Below are 20,705 nucleotides of genomic sequence, written 5' to 3'. Positions count from 1 at the left end.
GGTGTGTCAGCGGGGGGCCGAGAACAGTTCGGGAGAGAGGGCATCGTGGTCGGCAACCGCGGTGCTCAGGCGGTGCAGCAGGATCTCGATCAGTCGTGGCTCCACCTTGACGGTGATGCCCCAGAGATAGAGGCCGCGCACCATGCCGCGCCGAAGTGCGCGTCGGCCGGAATCGAACGGTGGCGGCTCGATGCCCTGGGAAGCAAGGCAATCGAGGTAGTGTGCGAGAAGATCGTCCTCGCTGCGACGTCGTTCCTCGGGGGCCAGGGCGGTCGCGATGTGGGTGCCGACATCCATGTACCACATGCCGCGTTGGACGAGTTGCCAGTCGACGAGGCTCGGTCGGCTCTGCCCGTCGAGGTAGATGTTGCCGACGTGCGCGTCTCCGTGGATCACGCACCAGTCGGAGGTCTCGTATTCGGATGCGAGGGCGTCGACCAGACCCAGGTAGGCGGAGAGCAGTCGGGGTGCATCCTTGATCTCGTCGGGAACCCGTATGCCGTTCGGTCCGTGGAAGTTCCGATCGATACGTGCGGTGATCTCCTCGGTTCCCATTGCGCGGATGGCGCCGGTGAGTCGAGGTGCCAGCCACTGCTGGTGTCCCCACTTCGGCTTGCCCCACGTGGCGGCATGAAGTTTGGCGAACTCTCCGAGGCTTTCTGCTACCTGGTCGGCGGTGTAGCTGCTGGCGGCATCGAGGAAGACGCTGTTCTGGCTGACGATGTCCTCGGTGATCACAACGCCATGACGGGTGTCCGGATCGAAGTCCGCGTAGTGGCTTCGGAGGGTGCGCGCTCCGATGTGGTCGCGCAGGTCGCGGTAGAAGCATGCCTCCGGTTCGCCGGCGGCGCGGGTCGTTCGCCCCTCCTCGTTGAAGTAGCCCTTGACGCAGAGGTCGGGGGACAGGCCCTCGGGAACCTCACCTGTGCACTCGATGGTGAAACGGGCGTTGGTCGAGACCCGGTCGACGATCGGTCCGAGAGTTGCAGATGTGACCTCGATGCCGGGGAATCGGGGTTGGAGTGCGGAAGTGAGCCATTGGGGCGACAGTGCCTCATCGAGGGTGTCCGGAACCGCGACGGTCATGACGCGCACCTCGGTCCAAACTGCCTGGAAAAAGTAGAATGTGATTTCGCCATGGCAAGAATGTAGTACTTCTTATGGCGAGAGTCACACTCTTTTTTGAAAGCCCTGCTCCGGAGGGTGCTAGGCGAGCAGGCCGCAGCTTCCCTGCTGCTCGGGTTGCTGCTGACCTTCCGGCGGCTCCGGCATCACGAAGTGCCCACCCTCGAGTGCCAGCTGCACGCCGGAATCGGAGACGTTCACCTCGGTGGCCTGCATGCCCAACGGATACTGCTGCAGACCGGAGGTGAGGATCTGCACCACGCCGTCGACGAGTGCCGTCGGCAGGCCGATCCCGAAGAGTGACGCATCGGTGGTCTCCACCGTCACGATGCCGTTGTCGACCACCGGCCGCGCGGTGAACTCGGCGAGCCCTTGCCCGCCGACGGTGAAGGTCAGGGTGCCCGCGGACTCGTCGGCGGTGACGTCGGTGACGAGTGCGCCCACCGACTGGCTCTGCACCGTCTCGAGGATCCCGCTCGTGGGCCACTCGATCTCGGCGCGCGAGCTACCGATCGTCCCGGCGCCCTCCGCGGAATCGCGCAGATCGACGTCCTGGACCTCCGCGTGTACCTGCATCTGCTGCGCGGGACCGAACGCGGTGTCGTCGCTGGCGAAACTCACCGACGGCACCTGGCGATCGAGGAGTTGCAGGAGTACCGGCTTCCAGCTCAGGTCCACGTCGACCCCGGTGCCGAGCTCGCTCTCGAACGACTGGGCGAGGCATGTTGTTGCGCGATTGCGCACGTAGACCTCGGCGCCCACCAGGACCGCGACAAGCGCGGCGATGACGATGACGGCGATCGTGGTGAGGCGACTGCGCTTCGGTTGCGTCATGTGGCCGATTGTTCCGGACGAGTCTGAAAATCCCATGAGCAGACACGTACCAACTGGATGAATAATGTGAGGTTTGACACATTCTTTGGGTACTGTGGGCGCCATGACTGGGTGGACGGATTCAGAGTACGGCGCATCCGGGCGGGCGGATGCAGACGAGCTGCTTCGGCGCCTGGCGGTGACGCAGGCCGGCTTCTTCACCGCCCGCCAAGCCGTGGGGCACGGCATCACGACCGAGCAGTTCTCCGCGCGGATCGAGGCCGGGCAATGGTTGCGGGTGGAGAGTGAACTGTTCCGCCTCTGCGACAGCCCGCCGACCAAGTTCGACGAGTTCGCGCAATGGTGCGCATGGTACGAGGGCACCGCGGTGGTCTCGCACCAGAGCGCTGCGGACCTTCACGGAATGGGACACCTCCAACCCCGATTCCTGCACTTGTCGACGGTCGACCAGCGGACGGTTCCGAGCAACCGTCTGGCCTTGCATCACCGCGAACTCGCGGCTGCCGACTGTGAACTGGCCGGGTGTTTCCGGGTCACCACGCCCGCTCGCACCGCGGTGGATCTCGCCGCGGGCGGGGTGTCGCAGGAGGTTCTCGACGAACTCGTCGGAGATGCGATCGCCCTCGGCCGGGCAGGTGCCGACGAGCTGCACGCCGCCGTCGCGGGTCAGCCCACTGCCGTCGCCGATCGCATCGAACTGGCGTTGCTCTCGGCGAGCTGACAGGCGGTCTCGGTTCCGCGGGGTGCCACGGTGGTCCACGGCACGGTCAGAATGCAGTCGCGCATCCGGCGTCGCTGCTCCTGCACCTCGAATCCCTGACCTCGGAGCAGATCCAGGGTCGCACGCCACCGGAGCCGGGGACCGAATACGGAGTGCGGTGCGGAGATCGCCCACGCGCGGTCTGCGGCCGTCAGCAGTTCATGGATCGGCTCACCAGGCACATTGTGGTGGATCAGGGCTTTGGGGAGCCGCTCTGCGATGTCGGACGGACAGTCGACGTGGAACGGGCTGAATGCCAGGGTCAGCGTGCGCGGACCGTGCTCGTCGAGCAGCACCCACGCGCAGCGGCGACCCAGCTCGTCGCACGTGCCGTCGATGATCAACCCGCCCGGAGCAAGCCCCGAACGCAGACGCTCCCACGCCGGTGCAACCGCCTCTTCCGGATACTGGCGCAGCACGTTGAACGCACGGATCAGTGTCGGGCGCAGGCCTGCCAGTTCGAAGCCACCGCGGGCGAACTCCACACCGCCCCGTCCCGGAACCACCCGATCCGGGTCGATCTCGAGGCCGACCACCCGCAGATCGGGTCGTATCGTGCGCAGACGCGCAGCCCATTCGAGAGTGGTGACGGGCATCGCGCCGTAGCCGAGGTCGACGGCCAGTGGGTGCGGGGTCTGCGTCAGCATGGTCGTCGCGACGGGCTCGTGCACCGTCCAACGGTCGCTGCGCCGCAACCGGTTGATGCCGGTGGTGCCGCGAGTGACGACGCCTTCAGGGTTTCGTCCTACTGCTGTGTTCGGTGATCGCACGGTCCTACTGCCGCGCGAGCCAGTCGGCGGTGATCGCCGCCTCGGTGCGGAACACCTCCACGAGATTGCTGAGGATCATCTCCTCGAGCTTGCCGCCGATGAACGGCAGATTGACCTTCGCCTCCGACGAGGTCCGCAGCGTGCATCCGGGGGCGCTCTCGAACAGCGACATGGTGCCGGAGAGACTTCCCGGACCCGCGGGGATCGACGCTTCGTAGCGACCCGTCGTCGTACCGTCGAACGGACCGTACGACTCCGTGCGGGTGATGATCATGTCCTTCTTGATCACCGACTGCGCGATCTCCGGCAGTTCCGTCCGGGGTATCACGTGATGGAGGACGAGGCCGATACCGCTGTCGGTGACGGTGAATTCCTCGACGTGGTTCTCCGAGTACTTCCGCATCTCCGACATGCGGGCTTCCCAATGATCGGGATCGGACAGCGCCGAGTAGACCCGCTCCGGGGAATACGGAAAGCGGGCAGAGTAATCGCTACGCCGTGCCACGGCAGGCCAGCGTACCGGCCGGCCCGCGGTGCGGGAAAATCGTCCCCGGGCGCAGACCGGTCACTCGTTGCAGATTCTTCAGGACGGGGTTGCGCGGCCCAGCCACTCGGCGGTGAAGGTCTTCTCCGCGTCGAACAGCCCGACGAGCTCGTCGACGATCATGCCCTCGATTTTCGCTCCCAGGAACGGAATCTTGACCTCGACCGTGCCCTCGATGAGCACGATCGAGCCGGCGTCGTCGGGGATGAGCGTGAGCGTCCCCTCGACCTTCCCCGGCATCCCTTCGACACCCGCGGAGAAGCGGCCCTGCGCCCGATCGCCGTCCAGACCGCCCCACGCCTCGTGGCGTCGGATGACGAGATCGCCCGGTCGGATGTTCGTCACCATGGCAGGGAGGTGCTCGGCGGGAATCGCCTGGCGGAGGTCGAGTTCGATCGTGCCGTCGCCGGTCGTCGCGCTCTCGACTGCAGCACCCGGGCCGCCGGCCTCTGCGAGGCGGCTGTCCCAGTACTGCGGGTCGACGAATGCCGCATGCACTGCCGCAGGCGGAAACGAGTAGTGCGTCGAGTGGTCGATAGGGCTGCCCATATCCGGCACGCTACCGTTTGCAGGTGCTTGATCCACGTATCAGGGCCCGGCTCGTCGACGCGGGAGCCGCCGTCACCGAATCCGTGCCGCTGTCGACGCTGACGACATTGCGGCTCGGCGGCCCCGCCCACTATCTCGCCGACTGCACCTCGACCGATACGTTGATCGAGGTGATGCGGTGCCTCGACGCCGAGAACATCCGCGTCCTCGTTCTCGCGGGCGGGTCGAATCTCGTGATCGGCGACGACGGATTCGACGGTGTGGTCGTCAAGGTCTCGAACTCGCGTGTCGATGTCGGCGGTGGGGCGGTCCGCGCCGAGGCCGGAGCCGAATGGGACGACGTCGTGGCACGGACCGTCGCGACCGGTTTCGGAGGCCTCGAATGCCTCTCCGGCATCCCGGGCTCCGCCGGCGCCACTCCGGTGCAGAATGTCGGGGCGTACGGCGTGGAGGTCGGGTCGGTGCTGCGGCGCGTGCGACTGCTGGACCGAAGCAGCGGCGTCGACGAATGGGTCGGCCCGGAGGCGCTCGGACTCGGATACCGCACGAGTGTCCTCAAGCATTCCGACGACGCGCTCGTCCTCGAGATCGAACTCGATGTGCGTCCCGACGGATCCAGCGCCCCCCTCGGCTACCGAGAACTCGCGGCCTCGCTCGGTGCCCGGGAAGGGGAGCGGCTTCCCGCCGCGCAGGTGCGAGACCAGGTGCTTGCGCTGCGTCGGAGCAAGGGCATGGTGCTCGACCCCGACGACCACGACACGTGGAGCGCAGGCTCGTTCTTCACCAACCCCGTGGTGCCCGACGACCGGTTGCCGGGTGTCCTCGCGGCGATCACGGAGCACGTCGGCATGGATGTCCGCATTCCCCGGTACGACGCGGTCGGCGGCACGAAACTGTCGGCGGGATGGCTCATCGAACGTGCAGGGTTCGTCAAGGGTTTCCCGGGCGACGCCGCAGCTGCACGCTTGTCGACGAAGCACACCCTGGCGCTGACCAACCGGGGGTCGGCGACCACAGCGGATCTCATCGCACTCGCCCGCGAGGTGCGCGACGGGGTCGAGGACGTGTTCGGCGTGCGGCTGCACCCCGAGCCGGTGACGGTCAACTGCGTGATCTGACCGTCACCAGCGGTTGCGGACCTCTTCGGCGAATCCGAGGAGGTTCTCGACCCCTATTCGGGTTCCGTCGTCGAGCAACACGAATCCGGTGTAGCGGCCGAACACCTGGTGTTGTGTCGAGCGGATGGCTACGGCATTGACGTCTGCGGCGCGATCGAGGATGGGGTCGAACTCCATCTCGAAGCGGTCGTCGTTGCTCGTGAACCGCCACGATGCGCCGTCATAGGTGTCGGCGGGGCGATGGAAATGCACGCGGTCGAGCTTGTGCGCTACGCCGTCGTGGAACACCATGTTCTCGCTCGCCGCGGTGGTGTCGCCGAAGCCGTAGCCGATGTTGAAACCGAACGGGACGGCATCGACGAGTCCGGAGGCAGACCCCCAGCACCAGGTGTTGTCGTACGTCCACACCCCGCGCCCCCAGTCGAAGACCCCGAACGCGCTGGTCGCGTCGAATTCGTGGGTCACGCGGTCGACCCTGATCGAACCCCACGCGGGCAGGCAGTTGATCTTCTGGTTGTAGTAGAACGCCTTCGGTGCGCGCGGGAACGGAGTGGCGATCGCCATACGATCCATCGGTGGCTGCGACAACAACAACTCACCCGACAGCCCGCGACCACCGTCGAACCCCGGGTGGTCGACGATCAGGCGCCGCGCCGGCCCCTCGTTCCGGTACTCGATCCGCATCGCGCCGCGGTGGATCACGACGTCGCCGGTGTCGGCGCTGCTCGGCATGCCCATACGTCCGAGTGGGAACGGGACCAGCTTGTTCTCGGTAACCTCCGTGTGGCCCACGAGATCGAGCCAGCTGATGCCGAGCAGGCCGATGTATCCGTTGTCGGCGACCGTCAGCGCGATGCCGTACGGGCCCGCGTCGCCGTCCGACAGGACGCAGTAGTAGTCCCACTCCTTGATCCGCAGCTTCGACGCCGCGACACGTGTCCGCTCGTATGTGCGGACTTCGCTCGCAGCCCAGCCGGCTTCTGCGAGCGTGCCGTTCTCGTCGAGCAGGGGACCGGGCGAGAGGCGTTGTTGCTGCATACCTCGCGAGACTACTGCCGCGGGACGACTGTCAGCCGGTGGTGCGGTTGAACCGCCCCGCACTTGCCTGATCGCGGGGCTTGACGATGATCTGGTCGAGATTCACGTGCGACGGACGCGACGCGACGAACCCGATGATCTCCGCGATGTCCTGCGCGACCAGCGGGGTGATGCCCTCGTACACCTTGTCGGCGCGTTCCTGATCACCCTCGAAGCGGATCAGCGAGAACTCTGTCTCGACGGCGCCGGGCGCGATCTCCGTGAGGCGGACGGGCTTGCCGAGCAGTTCCCCGCGCAGTGTGCGGTGCAGGACTGCCTGCGCATGCTTGGCAGTCGTGTATCCGGATCCGTTGTCGTACGCCTCGAACGCGGCGACCGAGGTGATCGTGACGATCAGTCCGTCGCCCGAATCGATGAGCTTGGGAAGCAGCGCCTTGGTGACGCGCAGGGTGCCGATGACGTTGGTTTCCCACATCCACCGCCAGTCGTCCTCGACAGCGTCGAGCACCGTGGCGAGGCCCTTCGCACCACCGGCATTGTTGACCAGTACGTCCACACGCGGCAGGACCGTCGTGAACGCGTCCACGGAATCCTCGTCGGTGACGTCCAGTTCGAGTGCTGTTCCGCCGATCTCGTCGGCCAGCGCCCGCAGCCGGTCGAGGCGTCGTGCACCGACCACTACGTGGTAGCCCTGAGCCGCGAGCGTCCGTGCGGCGGCTTCTCCGATGCCGGAGGAAGCTCCGGTGACGACGGCAATACGGGAATCGGCAGAAATGGTCATACGCCGAATCGTAGTGCCGACGGCGCTGACGTGCCCGACCGATTCTCCGGCTGCCCTTGCCTGCGGTGCGCTTGCCGTGCGGATCGCCGTAACCGGCGCTAGCGTCGGATTTCATGACGATGAGCCGCGGGCGATACAACTCAGGAGAGCGAACCCGCATCCGTCTGATCGAAGCCGCCGAGAAACTGTTCGCGCGGCGTGGATACGACGGTGTCACCCTTGCCGACATTCGGAAGGCGGCCGGTCAGCACAATTCGTCGGTCATCGGTTACTACTTCGGAACGAAGGACGGATTGCTCGGCGCGGTGGCCGACCATCGATTCCCCGCGGTCGACGCGGAGCGCGGCGCGCTCGTTCGGCAATTCCTTCAGGGCGGGCACGTACTGTCGACCCGCGAAGCCCTGTGGGCCGTCGCGGAGCCGCTCGCGAACACGGTCGGTCGGAACAACCACTATGTAGCGATGCTCTACCGGCTGCTCGATGAAGGGCGGCTCGCCGAGCATGTGGCTGCCGCGATGTCGACGTCGAACGGTTACCTCGTGGACACCACATTGAGAACGTCGGCCGGGCACCTCCCGCCGGACGTGGTCGACCAGCGTCTCGATCTCGTGTACGAAAGCATCGTCCGAGCACTGTCGCGGTGCGATGCGATGGGCAGACCTCCGGCGCATGCCGAGCTGTCGGCCTTGGTCGACGCGTGGGAAGCTGCGCTCGTGGCGCCGTTGTCGGAGGAGACGGAGGCGGCCCGAGCTGCACGCGCGTAGGCCTTCGATGCGGAGAATGCGCGTGGAGGGTGGCGGCGATCATGCATTATCGTCGCACCGTCACAGGACTATTTCCCTTCCGGTTGTGGAGAATCCGAACCGTGACATAGCCTTCGTGGCATGTCGTCCAGTCGAGTCGCCGCCCCGCGCGTCACATACGTGACCGCCGCTCTGGGTTCCCGGCTTCCTCTGGCTCGCGAACTCTGTTGTCGTTGCTGCGGTAGGTAGATCCGCGCCGACCCCGGTTTCCACTCCGGAATCCTTCACCTACGTGCCCTGTGCACGTCGAGGTCAGGCGCGCCGATGTCCGTATCGTGCCAACTCCGGGCCGATTCACTCGCGTTCGAGCATCATGCTTGCGTCGAGGCGCCCGGGACCGAGTCGCAAGGAACCCACACGTGTCAGCTCCCACCCTGTCCCGCTCAGCGTCACCCCGCACACCTTTGTCCCGTACCGACCTCTCCCGACCCGCATCGCTCGCTCTGGCCTCCCGACGGGGTCAGGCGCAGGCGCGGATCGTAGCCCCCGACCTGCGTATCGCCGACGGCGCCGCGGGATCGGTGTTCCGTGTCGCGGCCGATCGCGGCCCCCTCTCCCGCGATGTGATCGCCAAGGCCACCGGCCTGAGTATCGCCACAGTGAATCGGCAGGTGTCCGCACTCCTCGCTGCCGGACTGCTGCGCGAACGTGCCGATCTCACCGAGTCCGGTGCCATCGGTCGTCCGCGGATTCCGGTGGAGGTCGACCACGAACCCTTTCTCACCGTCGGAATCCACATCGGCGCCGTGACCACCGGGATCGTTGCCGCCGACCTGCGCGGCAGGATCATCAGTGCGGTCGAGATCCCCACGCCCAGCGGAGATCAGGACATCGCACTCGCCTCGATCGCAGCCAGTGCCAAGGCTTTCGTCTCACGATGGCACCGCCGCACTGCGTTGTGGGCCGGTGTCGCGATCGGTGGGCGTGTCGACTCCGCGACCGGAATCGTCGATCATCCGCGACTCGGCTGGTCGCAGGCCCGTGTCGGCGAGGCCGTGGGCCTCGGCCTGCGTCTGCCGGTGTCGGTGGCAGCGCACGTCGAGGCGATGGCCGCCGCAGAACTCCTGCTGACCCCGAACAAGACTGCCGGCGACACAGCAGGTGCCGGTCTCTACATCTACGCGCGCGAAACAGCCGGTATTGCCATCACGTTCGACGGCAAGGTCCATACGCCGACGACCGGGCCCGGGTCGATCTCGCATCTGCCCACCGGTTCGTCGGCGCGGTGCACCTGCGGTGGTACCGGATGCCTCGAAGCGACGATCAGCGACCAGGCGGTGCTCGAACGTGCCCGTAATGAAGGGGTGCTCACGGGCAGTGACCAGTCGATCCGGGCGCTGTACGGAGTTGCACGCGAAGGGTCGGAAGAGGCACGCGCCATTCTCGTCGACCGCGCTTCCACGCTCGGCCGGACCGTCGCGATCCTGCGCGATCTGTTCAACCCCGACCGCGTGGTTCTCGGCGGACAGGCCTTCACCGAGTACCCCGAAGGAATCGCGTACGTGGCGAAAGCCTTCGAGCGCGCATCTTCGTTGCCGCACAAGGACGTTCACATCACTGGATTCGGCAACAGGGTACAGGCCCACGCCGCGGGAGTGGTGTCGCTGAGTTCGCTGTACTCCGATCCGCTGGGTGTCATGCGACGAGTCGCGGCATGAGGCCCGAATCGACCGACAGTACGGCCGCCGCTACCGCGGGCCGTAGGAATCGAGCATTTCCTGTGGCAGCGGCTGCCCCATCACCACCTGCGATCCGTCCCAGGTGTAGTCGATGACGGCCGGGCCACCGGACGGACAGCAATTCGCGTCCTCCGGGTCGAGCCAGCGGTACTGCACCGATACCGCCGGTCCGCCGGCGCCCACCACTTGGGTGTACGAGTAGGAATCCGAAGTGGCGGTACCGAGGTAGGTGCCGTCGCGAAAGAACAGCACGTGCGACGGTGAACTTGCTGTCCCGCCCGGTGTTTCCGCCATCAGCCACAGCAACTCCCCGCAGGAACCCGTGACGTCCGAGTAGGCGCCCGCGATCCATGGGTTCCCGCCCGGCGCCGTGTTGCCGAGCGAGGCAAGCGCGTCCGTGACCATGGGCGAAGCCGGGTCGACGCAGGGGCCGGTGCTCTCTTCCGGCGCCGACGCTTCCGGAACCGGTGAGGCAACGGGGGTGTCGTCGGGGATCGGTGAGACCTGGGGCTGGGCTGTACCCTCCGCCGGTGCCGGCGCCGGGACGATCTCGGTCGCTCCCGGTGTCGGTGTTCGCTCGGCGGGTTCGGGTTTCTGCAGTTGGTCGGCGTCGGCCGGAGTCGTGATCGGCGCGGCAGACGTCGTGGGGGTGGTCGTGGTGTCGCTGCCACCGCATGCGGTGAATAGGGCTGCGGCGGCAACGAGCGCGATCGATGCGCCGATCCGGCGGTTCGTCATGACTCACCTTCCTTCACGACACGGTGCCGTGGACTCACGTGGATCGTCGTCGTTGTGCGTGTATTCGTTAGCGACAGTTACGGATTCGTTACTGACGATAGGGGGATGCGTCTGTTGCGTCCGGTTTCGACCCGCGGCGACGGAGTTCGGTCTCCGCCCGTTCGAGGCCTCCGTGTTCGAGTGCGGCGAGCGCGGATTCGTCCTCCCACACCACGATGCCGCACTCTCGGATTGTCACTCGCAGCGTCCCGGCCAGATGTTCGATCGAACCGGCCACGTTGCGGCGCTCCGCGGGAAGCGGCACCGGCAGCACGTGCGCACGCCCGATCGGGGCTTTCCCCTCGATCTCGACGTTCCACCGCCGATTACCACCGCGCAGTGACCACGATTCGTCGGTGACGTGGGCGCGGATCGGGGACACCACCGGATTGCCGAGCCGGATGACGCGCCCACCGGGCAGTGCCACCACGACCGGTGTCACGGTCGTGCGCAGCGGTCCGGTGTGGATCTCGCCGCCGGCGAAGGCGACGCACGCCGACGGATCCTCGAATCCCTGTGCCTGCCCCCACCACCAGGAGTCGGGAAAACCGCCCCGCCCCCAGTTCTTCTCGCCGTACACCTGGGCGCCGTCGAGCTCCCACACCTCATCGCCCAGCACAGCACGACCCTCCGCACGCCCGCCGAGCAGCCACGGATGCCAGTACTGGTTCAACGCGGGTACCGACTGGAACACGCTCGAACCACCGAATCGGCGCCGCGGCCACGGCAGGGTCGGGGTGATACGGACGTCGAGCTGTGCGTCGTGCCCGAGATCCACCTGCACGCGGTCCGCGCCGCCACTGAATGAGGTCCCGGCGAGGGCACCCAACCTGCTCGGATGTGCGGTGCCCTCCGGATGTACCTCGGTGCGGAGGAATCCGCCCGGATGCGCTGCCAGCCCGAGCGTTGCCCAGTTCCCGTCGGGAGCCCGGTTGATTCCGCACAGCGCGATGACCACCCGTCCGGACTCGGGCTGGGTGAACCTCCAAAAATAGCCCTCCATCGCCACGTCGTGCGCGGTGAGCAGATCACCGAACGGCAGGGTCGCACCGCCTTCGCGGTACCGCCGGAGTAGCGACATCCGTCTAGCCCAGTCGTTCCGCGACAGCAGCGATGTCCTCGAGATCCTGGCGCATCGATTTCGCCGTTGCGCGTTTCGCGAGTGGTCCGGTGAGCGTCATCAGCAGTTGCGCTGCGGCACCGAGGGGGCCGGAATCGCCCGAGAAGTCCATCGCCAGATCCGTCCCGGTGGCGGTGGGTGTCAGCTCGAAGACCGTCCGGTAGCGCGCGCGGCCGGATTCGGCCGTGACGACGGTGCGGTGCTCGGGCACCGCCTCCGTCACCTGCATCTCCTCGGTTGCGGATTTCCCGAACATCACCCGCGTCTCGCGCCACCGGGTACCGACTCGGTACTCGCCACCACCATCGACACGTTCGACGGCGGTGACGCCGCGGAGGGTGTCCGGAGCGGAGTCGAGGTCGGTCAGCACCGCCCACACCGCGCTCGGTGGCGCAGCGATCGAGCGGGTGACAGTGATTCGTTGTTCCACAGATTCTCGCCTTTCGTAGGGTGGATCTCTTTCACAGACGCAGAGACGTCTCCTGGAGACCCGGTGCTCCACCGCGCAGCCGGAACCACTCGATTCCGAACGCAGCCCGCAGCTGGTCTTCGGTCATGCCGAGCATCGGACCGAAATCGCCGATCTGAGACTCGTGGGCACGCATGGCTGCGACTTTCGCGGCGATGGTGCCTGTGACGTCGACAGCGGTGGTGAGTTCGGATTCGGGTAGGCCGAACGTGTCGAGGTCGGGCGGCTGCGCATCGCCCGTCACCTCGGGGTTCGCCGAGAGCAGCCGCCGTAGGTGATCGCGGTTCATGGCGGATTCGTACACCGCGTCGTGGCCGGTCGATTCCGCTGCCCGCACTCCGACGTTGTGGACCTGCACGTGATCGGGATGTCCGTAGCCGCCGTGGGCGTCGTAGATGGTGACCGAGTCCGCGCGTTCGAACTCGATGATCGCGGCCAACCGGGCGGCCGCCGCGTCCACGTCGACATTCGCGAACGCCTCCGGATTGGTGTTCTCCGGAGTCCCCGCCATCCCGGAGTCCGGATATCCGAGCGGCACGAGCCGCGCTACTCCGAGCGTCTCGGCGGATCGTTCGAGCTCCCGCATCCGACGATCCGCCAGCGATTCACCCGCCGCCAGCAGCCCGGCAGGGTGTTCGCCGGCGGCACCGTCCGTTGCGACGACGAGGACCACACGATGGCCCGCGTCGGCAGCGAGCCGCATGACGCCACCCGTCGTGAAGACCTCGTCGTCGGGGTGCGCGTGGAAGCAGACCAGAACGCTCATACGCTGCATGCTGGCACGGTACGGCCGTGCGTGGTACCGAGAGAGGAAATCCCACCGAGGTGTCCCAGCGACCCGGCGGTTCCTACCGCACCCTGTTCACGGCCCCGGGCACCGTCGCGTTCTGCGCGGCGGGATTCGTCGCGCGCCTGCCGATCGCCATGATCGGGATCGGCATCGTCACGATGTTTTCGCAGCTGCGCGGCGACTACGCGCTCGGCGGTGCGCTGTCCGCGGTGTTCGCGCTGTCGTACGCCGTCCTGACGCCCCTGGTGTCGCGGGCCGTCGACCGGCTCGGCCAGTACCGCGTGCTGCCCGCGGCCGCCGCGATCAGTGCGGCCGCGACCCTCACGATGCTCCTGGGTGTGCGGTTCGAGTGGCCGGTGGCGCTGCTGTTCCTGTGTGCGATACCGGCCGGCCTGATGCCGACGATCGGGGCGATGGTGCGTTCCCGCTGGACCCAGCTGTACGCCGGAACCCCACAGTTGCGCACCGCGTTCGCTCTCGAGGCCGTGATCGACGAGTTGTGCTTCATCGTCGGCCCGGTGCTGTCGGTCGGACTCAGCATCGCGCTGTTTCCAGAGGCCGGCCCCTTGCTGGGCGCGATCCTGCTGCTCGTGGGCACCCTCGTTCTCGCCGGGCTGCGCGGAACGGAGCCACCGGTGCGGTCCCGCACGCCCGAGATGCCGAGTGTCAACCTCCTGAGGTTGCCGGTGCTCGTCGCGCTGATCGCCGTCATGTTCGCGATGGGTGTGATCTTCGGGGTCATCGACGTCGTCGGGGTCGCGTTCACTGCGGAACACGGTGTTCCAGGCGCAGCGACCGTGGTGGTGGCGTTGTTCGCTTTCGCTTCGGCGATCAGCGGCATCGTGTTCGGTGCGCGGGTGACGACATCGTCGCTGACCCGTCAGTTACTGATCGCGACGGCATCGGTCGCGCTTCTGCTGTGGCCTTTGCTGCTTGCCGGGTCGGTGCCGATGCTCGCGGCGCTGTACCTGCTCGCGGGCTCGGCGATCTCGCCCACGATGATCGTGGCGACCTCGCTCACGCAGCAGGTCGCGCCGTCCGGCCGGCTCACGGAGGCGATCACTTGGACCGTTGCGGGTCTCGGTGTGGGCGTGGCCGCGGGGTCGGCCCTCGTGGGCCAGGTCATCGACCGGATCGACGCGGGCGCGGGATACGGAGTGGGTGTCGCGGCGGGCCTGATCGCGGTGACATGTGCGGCCGGGATCCACCTGCGTGCGCGGCTACAGTGACCGCCATGACAGTGCGAGAAGTCCTCAGCAACGATGGCACCCCGATCGTCTACCGCACGTTCGGACAGGAATCCGCCCGCCCGCTCGTCCTCCTGCACGGCTGGGCGCAGTCGTCGCGATGCTGGGGCGAGGAAGTCCTGGGCGATCTCGCGCGCAGCTTCCGGGTGATCGCGGTGGACCTGCGCGGGCACGGATACAGCGGGGTCCCGCCCGACGGCTACGACAACTCCGAGAATTGGGCGGCCGACGTGCACGCGGTGCTCGAAGCCGAACGCACCGAGAACGCGGTGCTGCTCGGATGGTCCTACGGCGGCCTGGTGATCTGCGATTACCTCGCGGTGCACGGCTCGGCGCACGTGACCGGTGTCGTGCTCGTCGGCGCGATCACGAGCATCGGACGTGGCGAGAAGGGTGGGAAGGTCGGGCCGGCGATGCGCGCAGCGATCCCCGCGGCGATGTCCGAGAAGCCCAAGGAAGCGATCGCGGCGCTCGGCTCGTTCGGCGCTGCGCTGACCGGTCCGCCGGAGGGCAAGGGAGCGGTGTCGCAGGCACTGTTCGGAACATCCCTGAGCACCGCTCCGCACGTGCGCGCCGCGCTGTTCGACCGGGCCGCGGGCAACGACGAGTTGCTTCGCAGCCTCGACATCCCGGTGTTGCTGCTGCACGGGACCGCCGATTCCGTGGTCGACATCGCAGCGGCGCGGCACGCCGAGTCGCTGCTGCCGAACTCGACGACGTCGTATTGGGAGGGCGTCGATCACGGTCCGTTCGTCGAGGATCCTGCGCGGTTCGTGGCCGAGGTGACCAAGTTCGTCGAGTCGGTCGACGGATAGGCGGCTGCGGCGTAGGCGGGGGAGGTCGATTCCTCGTGAGAAGGATACGCAAGGCAGTATGGAGGGGTGACGTCCCAGCCCAGCCGCCCGCACCGCGTGGCCGTGATATCGGTCCACACCTCACCGCTGGCGCAGCCCGGCACGGGTGACGCCGGCGGCATGAATGTGTACGTCCTGCAGACCGCGATCCAGCTGGCACGTCGCGGCGTCGAAGTGGAGATCTTCACGCGCGCGACGTCGTCTGCAGATCCGGCCGTGCAGCATGCCGCTCCCGGCGTTCTGGTACGCAACATCGAGGCAGGACCGTTCGAAGGCCTGGACAAACACGACTTGCCCACGCAGCTGTGCGCCTTCGCAGCGGGCGTGCTGCGTGAGGAGGCCCGGCACCCCCAGGGCTACTACGACCTGGTGCATTCGCACTATTGGCTGTCGGGTCAGGTCGGGTGGCTCGCTCGCGACCGGTGGGGGGTGCCGTTGGTCCACACCGCGCACACGCTTGCCGCGGTGAAGAACGCCTCGCTCGCAGCAGGCGACAAGCCCGAACCTGCCGCACGCCAGATCGGGGAACAACAGGTGGTCGCGGAGTCGGACCGGATGGTCGCGAACACCACCGACGAAGCTGCCGCGCTCGAACGTATCTACGGCGCCGATCCGTCTCGGATCGACGTCGTTGCGCCCGGCGCGGATCTGTCGCGTTACCGCCCGGGTGACCGGGATGCGGCGCGCGCCCGGCTGGGGCTCGACCCTCGCGAGACGATCGTGACGTTCGTCGGCCGGATCCAGCCGCTCAAAGCTCCCGATGTGCTGCTGCGCGCAGCGGCACAGGCCATTGCCGATGCGCCCGACGTTCCGTTGCGGGTGCTCGTCGTCGGTGGCCCGTCGGGGAGCGGTCTCGAACGACCGGATTCGCTGATCGAACTCACCCGTGATCTCGGGATCGCCGCACAGGTGACGTTCATGCCTCCGCAGCCGTCCGACCGCCTCGCTCAGGTGTATCGGGCCTCTGACCTTGTTGCTGTGCCGAGCTATTCGGAGTCCTTCGGGCTCGTGGCGATCGAAGCACAGGCATGCGGGACGCCGGTTATTGCCGCCGACGTCGGCGGACTCGGTGTCGCAGTGCGGGGCGGCGAGACCGGTGTGCTCGTCGAAGGGCATCGGATCGATGATTGGGCGGCCGCGTTGGGGTCGCTCGTTTCCGACCCGGGCAGGCTCGCCGCATACGCGGAGGCCGCGCCGAAGCACGCCGAGAACTTCTCGTGGGAGCACACCGCGGAGGGTCTGCTCGAGAGCTATCGGCGGGCGGGGATGCGCCGGAACCGCGCGTTCGGTTCGACGGAGCATTCGCTGCGCCGCCAGCGTGGATTGTGGAAGTTGCGTCGTACGAGCGGAGTGAAGGCGTGAGCGAACGGCTGAGTGAACTGATCGAGGCGACACTGCGCGACCGGGAGCTGGAGTTCTCGCGTAAGGAGGGCGGCCACTTCGTGGTCGAACTACCCGGCGAGAACAAGCTGAAGACCACCACACTGCTGACGGTCGGCACGCACGGTCTCCGTGTCGAGGCGTTCGTGTGCCGCAAGCCCGACGAAAACTTCGAGGGCGTCTACAAGTACCTGTTGCGGCGTAATCGCCGGCTGTACGGAGTGGCGTACACACTCGACAAGGTAGGCGACATCTATCTCGTCGGCCGGATCTCGGAGCATTCCGTCACCGCAGAGGAACTCGACGCTGTGCTCGGCCAGGTTCTCGAAGCCGCCGACTACGATTTCAACATCATTCTGGGAATCGGGTTCATCACGTCCATCAAGCGTGAATGGGAGTGGCGCGTGTCACGAGGTGAATCGCTGCGTAATCTCGAGCCGTTCCGGCACCTCATCGAGCAGGAAACCGGAACCGATTTCGCACCGAACGACGACGACCGATAACGTCACACTTCGGATTCGGTGCGATTCGGACGCATTTGATTCGTCCGTTTTGCGTGGCCTGTACCAGGTTCTTTTGTGACGATTCCCACATCGCAGGCGTGTAATTCATTGTTTCGAATTTCTAATTTCGATCCTGCCACCTGGTGAAACCCCTGTTGATCAAGGTATTTTCTGCACGAATGTGCCAATAAATCGGTCCGTGACCTTTTCGTGATTGGCATTTAGCGTTGTTACCGACCGACAACGAACAGGTCGTTACACCGGACCCGCAGCCGCTGAATCTGCCCCGCGGAAAATCCGGATGAAACCACACCCGAGGGGCAGTGCGAGACAAATCGAGTCGTCGACAATCGGCGATCGAAATCCGACCGACATTCCGGCCCGGGTCCGCAGAGCAGCCGAGAGGATTCATCAGACATGGCACAGTTCAACATCAAGCGCACCTTGGGCACCGTCGCAACCGCGGCCGCCCTCATCGTCACCCCCTTCGCCCTGGGGGCCGGTACCGCGAGCGCAGCGTCCGGCAACTGGGATGCCGTCGCGCAGTGCGAGAGCGGCGGAAACTGGGCCATCAACACCGGTAACGGCTACTACGGTGGTCTCCAGTTCAGCCAGAGCACCTGGGAGGCGTACGGCGGAACCGGCGTCGCCAGCAACGCGTCCAAGGCCGAGCAGATCCGCGTCGCCGAGAACGTTCTCGCCGGCCAGGGTGCCGGTGCGTGGCCGGTTTGCGGTCAGTACCTCTGATCCGACCGCTTCTGCGGATTCGTGACATGTCCCGCGTGCACACCGTGCACGCGGGACATGCGCGTTCGTCACGACACCTCGACCCTCACGCCAGCAGATGCGGCAGGCCGGACCGATAGCGATCGGCGTCGATCTGCCTCAGTGGCTGCAACTCGGGCGGCTCGTGCAGCGTGAACATCTCCGGAGGCGGCGCGGGGGAGTCGGCAGCCTCGAGTAGTGCGCCCACAGCGGCTCGGGCGGACTCGTTCGCCGACTCCATGGTCGCCAGGTCGATGTCGGTCCGCACGTAGTCGCCCGCCAGGAACAGATTCGGGATCGAGGTGCGGGCATCGGGCCGATCGGCATGTGATCCCACCGTGTTGATCAGGAGCGGAGTGTCATTGGTGTTGCGGCTCGTCGCGGCATTCCAGCGCACTCCGGGATCGATGAACCACGACACGAGATCCTCCTCGCGGAGATTCTGCTCGCCGGTGTCGTCGAGACACGCCTTCATCTGGGCCCACGTCTCTCGCGAGATTTCCTCGGCCGTACATTCTTTCGCGGTCCTGCCGTAGAGGATTCCGGGAGTGTCCCAATCGGAGATGTCGACCGAGAGACAGTCGGCCGCGCTGCCGTCGCCGTACCGGTCGGCGAACGATCCGCGCCAGAACTGCGCCTGGCTGATCGACGTGAGCGCCCACGGCGTTCCGAGATATGCGACGTGACCGGCGGCGATCGGGGTGGGTTTGCGCATGAAGTATTGGATGCCGACCATCCAATCCGTGACGAGGTTGCGCATGAGACCCAAACGTGGTTCGGCGTCGAGTATCTCGCGCGACCACAGCGGGACAGCGCGTTCGACGGGCATCGCGGCGACGAACCAGTCGGCCTCGACCTGCGCGCGGTTACCGGACGAATCGACGACGCGGACGCCGCTGATCTTCCCGCCCGACATGTCGAAGGATTCAGCAGCCCAGCCCATCTCGAATCGGACTCCGTTGCCCTGAAGCAGCTGTGCCCACGGATCGATCCAGGCTTCGTTGGTCGGTGCCGACAACAGGCGATCGAGGTGCCCGTAGGCGGGCACGACGCCCATCGCATTCCAGACGAAGGCCTGGCCCATGATGCCGATCGTGCGGGTGGAGACCCTGTCGGGACGCGCGGCCACGAGCTGCCGGGTCAACGCCGATACCAGGATATCGTGATACCCCTTCGACTTTCCGTCGGATTCCAGCGTCTGCGACCATGTCTGATGTTCCCACTCGCCGTCCCGGCGTTCGATGCTGCTGGTCAGGAACATAGTGAGCTTCCGGAGGAAGACGGACAGTTCGTGCGGCGGGATTGCGCCGCCGAGTGAGAATGCGGCGGCGAGCGAACGCTGCAGCGACTCGGCGTCGTACACGTCGAGCCGGTCGATCGAGCTCGGTGCCGTCAGGTCCGATCCGCCGGGGATCGACATGCGGAATGCCGGTCCGGGGACGAGGTTGTCGAACACTCCATTCGGATTGTGCGGGAATGGGATTCGACGCATCGTATCGGGAATGTGTTGATAGAAGCCGGGGAAGAATCGGAATCCGTGCTCGCCCGGAAGGTCGAGCCGGCCGCCCGCGGCGGTGCCCGGTGACGGCATACTGCGGGCCTTGCCGCCGAGTGCTGTCGGCTCGTACACCGTCACGTCGAATCCGCGCTCGATGAGCTCGTGGGCCGCGGTGAGACCTGCCATCCCGCCGCCGAGTACCGCCACGCTGCGGCCGTTCGAACGTAGTGCGGGGGATCGGGGCGCCGAATGCGAGCGTGGCCCGGTGTGGGCGACGCCGGGGAAGACGGCGCCTGCGCCGAGGGCGCCGAATGCGGTCAGGACGGTACGTCGGGTCATTCGGAATTCGGTCAACTGATCCCCCCGGTTCGCGATGGTCGCTTCGTGATGCCGGGCGGCGCCCGGCAAGTATGGCAACGCGTGTTGTCAGATATAGCGGACATTTGACGCGCCCGTGGGGGAATCGGCCACACGATCGTGTCAGGATTGGAGCCATGAGTATCGGAACACTTGTTCTGCTCCGCCACGGCGAGAGCGAATGGAACGCGATGAACCTGTTCACCGGCTGGGTCGACGTGCACCTCACCGACAAGGGTGTCGCAGAGGGTAAGCGCGCAGGCGCCCTGCTCGCAGAGCAGAATGTTCTTCCCGATGTCCTCTACACCTCGCTGCTGCGTCGTGCGATCAGCACCGCGAACTTCGCTCTCGACGCTGCAGACCGTCACTGGATCCCGGTCGTGCGCGACTGGCGACTCAACGAGCGTCACTACGGTGCCTTGCAAGGGAAGAACAAGGCCGAGATCAAGGACGAGTTCGGCGACGAGCAGTTCATGCTCTGGCGTCGTAGCTACGACACCCCTCCGCCCCCGATCGAGCCCGGTTCGAAGTACAGCCAGGACCAGGATCCGCGCTACGCGGACGTCGACGAGGTACCGCTGACCGAGTGCCTCCAGGACGTCGTGACCCGCTTGATCCCGTACTGGGAAGAGACCATCTCGAAGGACCTGCTGGCGGGTAGGACCGTGCTGGTCACCGCTCACGGAAACTCGTTGCGGGCACTGGTCAAGCACCTCGACGGCATCTCCGACGAGGACATCGCAGGCCTGAACATTCCGACCGGCATCCCGCTGCGTTACGACCTCGACGAGAATCTGCGTCCGCTGAACCCCGGCGGAACCTACCTCGACCCCGAGGCTGCTGCGGCAGGCGCTGCTGCCGTCGCGAACCAGGGCGCCAAGTAGGGCGCAACCGGACAAAACCGAACCCCGTGCGACTCGTCGTCGCGCGGGGTTCGGCAAATT

General features: G+C 66.5%; 22 protein-coding genes. 10 read left to right on the top strand and 12 right to left on the bottom strand.

Annotated elements, in window-relative coordinates; translation table 11 throughout:
- Window positions 1-6 precede the first annotated feature (6 nt).
- Together EV641_RS10625 and EV641_RS10620 are read right to left on the bottom strand one after the other, a co-directional pair.
- Window positions 7-1,086, bottom strand: a complete 1,080-nt coding sequence (locus EV641_RS10625) for a phosphotransferase (protein ID WP_054713627.1) — start codon at window positions 1,084-1,086, stop codon at window positions 7-9.
- A 120-nt stretch (window positions 1,087-1,206) separates the two neighbouring features.
- Window positions 1,207-1,959: a DUF2993 domain-containing protein gene (locus EV641_RS10620; RefSeq protein ID WP_054713621.1), complete on the bottom strand. Its 753-nt coding sequence runs from the start codon at window positions 1,957-1,959 to the stop codon at window positions 1,207-1,209.
- Window positions 1,960-2,062: 103 nt separating this feature from the next.
- Between EV641_RS10620 and EV641_RS10615 the strand changes: the two genes are divergently transcribed.
- Window positions 2,063-2,680 (top strand): type IV toxin-antitoxin system AbiEi family antitoxin, encoded by a 618-nt coding sequence (locus tag EV641_RS10615; RefSeq protein WP_132471766.1) that lies wholly within the window; start codon window positions 2,063-2,065, stop codon window positions 2,678-2,680.
- On the opposite strand, the gene EV641_RS10610 is transcribed toward EV641_RS10615, so the two are convergent.
- The 3 genes from EV641_RS10610 to EV641_RS10600 all read right to left on the bottom strand — a co-directional run bounded on the left by EV641_RS10610 (window position 2,626) and on the right by EV641_RS10600 (window position 4,582).
- On the bottom strand, window positions 2,626-3,489 hold the full coding sequence (locus EV641_RS10610; protein ID WP_132471765.1) for a class I SAM-dependent methyltransferase: 864 nt from the start codon (window positions 3,487-3,489) through the stop codon (window positions 2,626-2,628). The genes EV641_RS10615 and EV641_RS10610 overlap by 55 nt on opposite strands.
- A gap of 4 nt (window positions 3,490-3,493) precedes the next feature.
- On the bottom strand, window positions 3,494-3,994 hold the full coding sequence (locus EV641_RS10605) for a DUF2505 domain-containing protein (protein ID WP_054720331.1): 501 nt from the start codon (window positions 3,992-3,994) through the stop codon (window positions 3,494-3,496).
- A gap of 78 nt (window positions 3,995-4,072) precedes the next feature.
- Window positions 4,073-4,582, bottom strand: coding sequence for a DUF2505 domain-containing protein (locus tag EV641_RS10600; RefSeq protein WP_054720330.1), 510 nt, complete (start codon window positions 4,580-4,582; stop codon window positions 4,073-4,075).
- Window positions 4,583-4,605: 23 nt separating this feature from the next.
- Between EV641_RS10600 and EV641_RS10595 the strand changes: the two genes are divergently transcribed.
- Window positions 4,606-5,700, top strand: a complete 1,095-nt coding sequence (locus EV641_RS10595; protein ID WP_132471764.1) for a UDP-N-acetylmuramate dehydrogenase — start codon at window positions 4,606-4,608, stop codon at window positions 5,698-5,700.
- 3 nt (window positions 5,701-5,703) lie between these two features.
- Here the strand turns inward: EV641_RS10595 and EV641_RS10590 are convergent, their stop codons facing one another.
- Entirely contained in the window at window positions 5,704-6,738 is a 1,035-nt protein-coding gene (locus EV641_RS10590; protein WP_054718283.1) for a DUF2804 domain-containing protein, read from the bottom strand.
- Between the two features lie 31 nt (window positions 6,739-6,769).
- Window positions 6,770-7,519 (bottom strand): SDR family oxidoreductase, encoded by a 750-nt coding sequence (locus tag EV641_RS10585; RefSeq protein WP_054718285.1) that lies wholly within the window; start codon window positions 7,517-7,519, stop codon window positions 6,770-6,772.
- A 113-nt stretch (window positions 7,520-7,632) separates the two neighbouring features.
- On the opposite strand from EV641_RS10585, the gene EV641_RS10580 reads away from it, so the two are divergent.
- Together EV641_RS10580 and EV641_RS10575 are read left to right on the top strand one after the other, a co-directional pair.
- Window positions 7,633-8,283: a TetR/AcrR family transcriptional regulator gene (locus EV641_RS10580; protein ID WP_054718288.1), complete on the top strand. Its 651-nt coding sequence runs from the start codon at window positions 7,633-7,635 to the stop codon at window positions 8,281-8,283.
- A gap of 482 nt (window positions 8,284-8,765) precedes the next feature.
- Window positions 8,766-9,980 carry an ROK family transcriptional regulator gene (locus EV641_RS10575; RefSeq protein WP_241997076.1) on the top strand — a complete coding sequence of 405 codons (1,215 nt, stop codon included), beginning with the start codon at window positions 8,766-8,768 and terminating at the stop codon, window positions 9,978-9,980.
- Window positions 9,981-10,010: 30 nt separating this feature from the next.
- Here EV641_RS10575 and EV641_RS29705 read toward each other — a convergent pair whose 3' ends face one another.
- From EV641_RS29705 to EV641_RS10555, 4 genes are all read right to left on the bottom strand, one after another.
- Window positions 10,011-10,739 (bottom strand): LppP/LprE family lipoprotein, encoded by a 729-nt coding sequence (locus tag EV641_RS29705; RefSeq protein ID WP_241997040.1) that lies wholly within the window; start codon window positions 10,737-10,739, stop codon window positions 10,011-10,013.
- Window positions 10,740-10,827: 88 nt separating this feature from the next.
- Window positions 10,828-11,859 (bottom strand): tocopherol cyclase family protein, encoded by a 1,032-nt coding sequence (locus tag EV641_RS10565; RefSeq protein ID WP_132471763.1) that lies wholly within the window; start codon window positions 11,857-11,859, stop codon window positions 10,828-10,830.
- Window positions 11,860-11,863: 4 nt separating this feature from the next.
- The gene (locus tag EV641_RS10560; protein WP_054720453.1) at window positions 11,864-12,328 is read right to left on the bottom strand and encodes an SRPBCC family protein; all 465 of its coding nucleotides are present in this window, start codon (window positions 12,326-12,328) and stop codon (window positions 11,864-11,866) included.
- 31 nt (window positions 12,329-12,359) lie between these two features.
- A complete protein-coding gene (locus EV641_RS10555; protein ID WP_132471864.1) occupies window positions 12,360-13,133 on the bottom strand; it encodes a PIG-L family deacetylase in 774 nt (257 codons plus the stop codon).
- Window positions 13,134-13,159: 26 nt separating this feature from the next.
- Between EV641_RS10555 and EV641_RS10550 the strand changes: the two genes are divergently transcribed.
- From EV641_RS10550 to EV641_RS10530, 5 genes are all read left to right on the top strand, one after another.
- Window positions 13,160-14,386, top strand: a complete 1,227-nt coding sequence (locus EV641_RS10550; protein ID WP_241997038.1) for an MFS transporter — start codon at window positions 13,160-13,162, stop codon at window positions 14,384-14,386.
- A 5-nt stretch (window positions 14,387-14,391) separates the two neighbouring features.
- Entirely contained in the window at window positions 14,392-15,219 is an 828-nt protein-coding gene (locus tag EV641_RS10545; protein WP_132471762.1) for an alpha/beta hydrolase, read from the top strand.
- 66 nt (window positions 15,220-15,285) lie between these two features.
- Window positions 15,286-16,620, top strand: coding sequence for a D-inositol-3-phosphate glycosyltransferase (gene mshA, locus EV641_RS10540; protein WP_132471761.1), 1,335 nt, complete (start codon window positions 15,286-15,288; stop codon window positions 16,618-16,620).
- A complete protein-coding gene (locus tag EV641_RS10535) occupies window positions 16,617-17,141 on the top strand; it encodes a YbjN domain-containing protein (protein WP_132471760.1) in 525 nt (174 codons plus the stop codon). The genes mshA and EV641_RS10535 overlap by 4 nt, the downstream gene beginning before the upstream one ends.
- Before the next feature lie 417 nt (window positions 17,142-17,558).
- Window positions 17,559-17,888, top strand: a complete 330-nt coding sequence (locus EV641_RS10530; protein ID WP_132471759.1) for a transglycosylase family protein — start codon at window positions 17,559-17,561, stop codon at window positions 17,886-17,888.
- An 85-nt stretch (window positions 17,889-17,973) separates the two neighbouring features.
- On the opposite strand, the gene EV641_RS10525 is transcribed toward EV641_RS10530, so the two are convergent.
- A complete protein-coding gene (locus EV641_RS10525) occupies window positions 17,974-19,743 on the bottom strand; it encodes an FAD-dependent oxidoreductase (protein WP_054715128.1) in 1,770 nt (589 codons plus the stop codon).
- Window positions 19,744-19,889: 146 nt separating this feature from the next.
- Between EV641_RS10525 and EV641_RS10520 the strand changes: the two genes are divergently transcribed.
- Window positions 19,890-20,645 (top strand): phosphoglyceromutase, encoded by a 756-nt coding sequence (locus tag EV641_RS10520; RefSeq protein ID WP_199233212.1) that lies wholly within the window; start codon window positions 19,890-19,892, stop codon window positions 20,643-20,645.
- Window positions 20,646-20,705: the final 60 nt, after the last annotated feature.

This window comes from Rhodococcus sp. SMB37 (assembly GCF_004345605.1).
Lineage (GTDB): Bacteria > Actinomycetota > Actinomycetes > Mycobacteriales > Mycobacteriaceae > Rhodococcus.
This window is presented reverse-complemented; position numbering and strand designations above follow the sequence as displayed.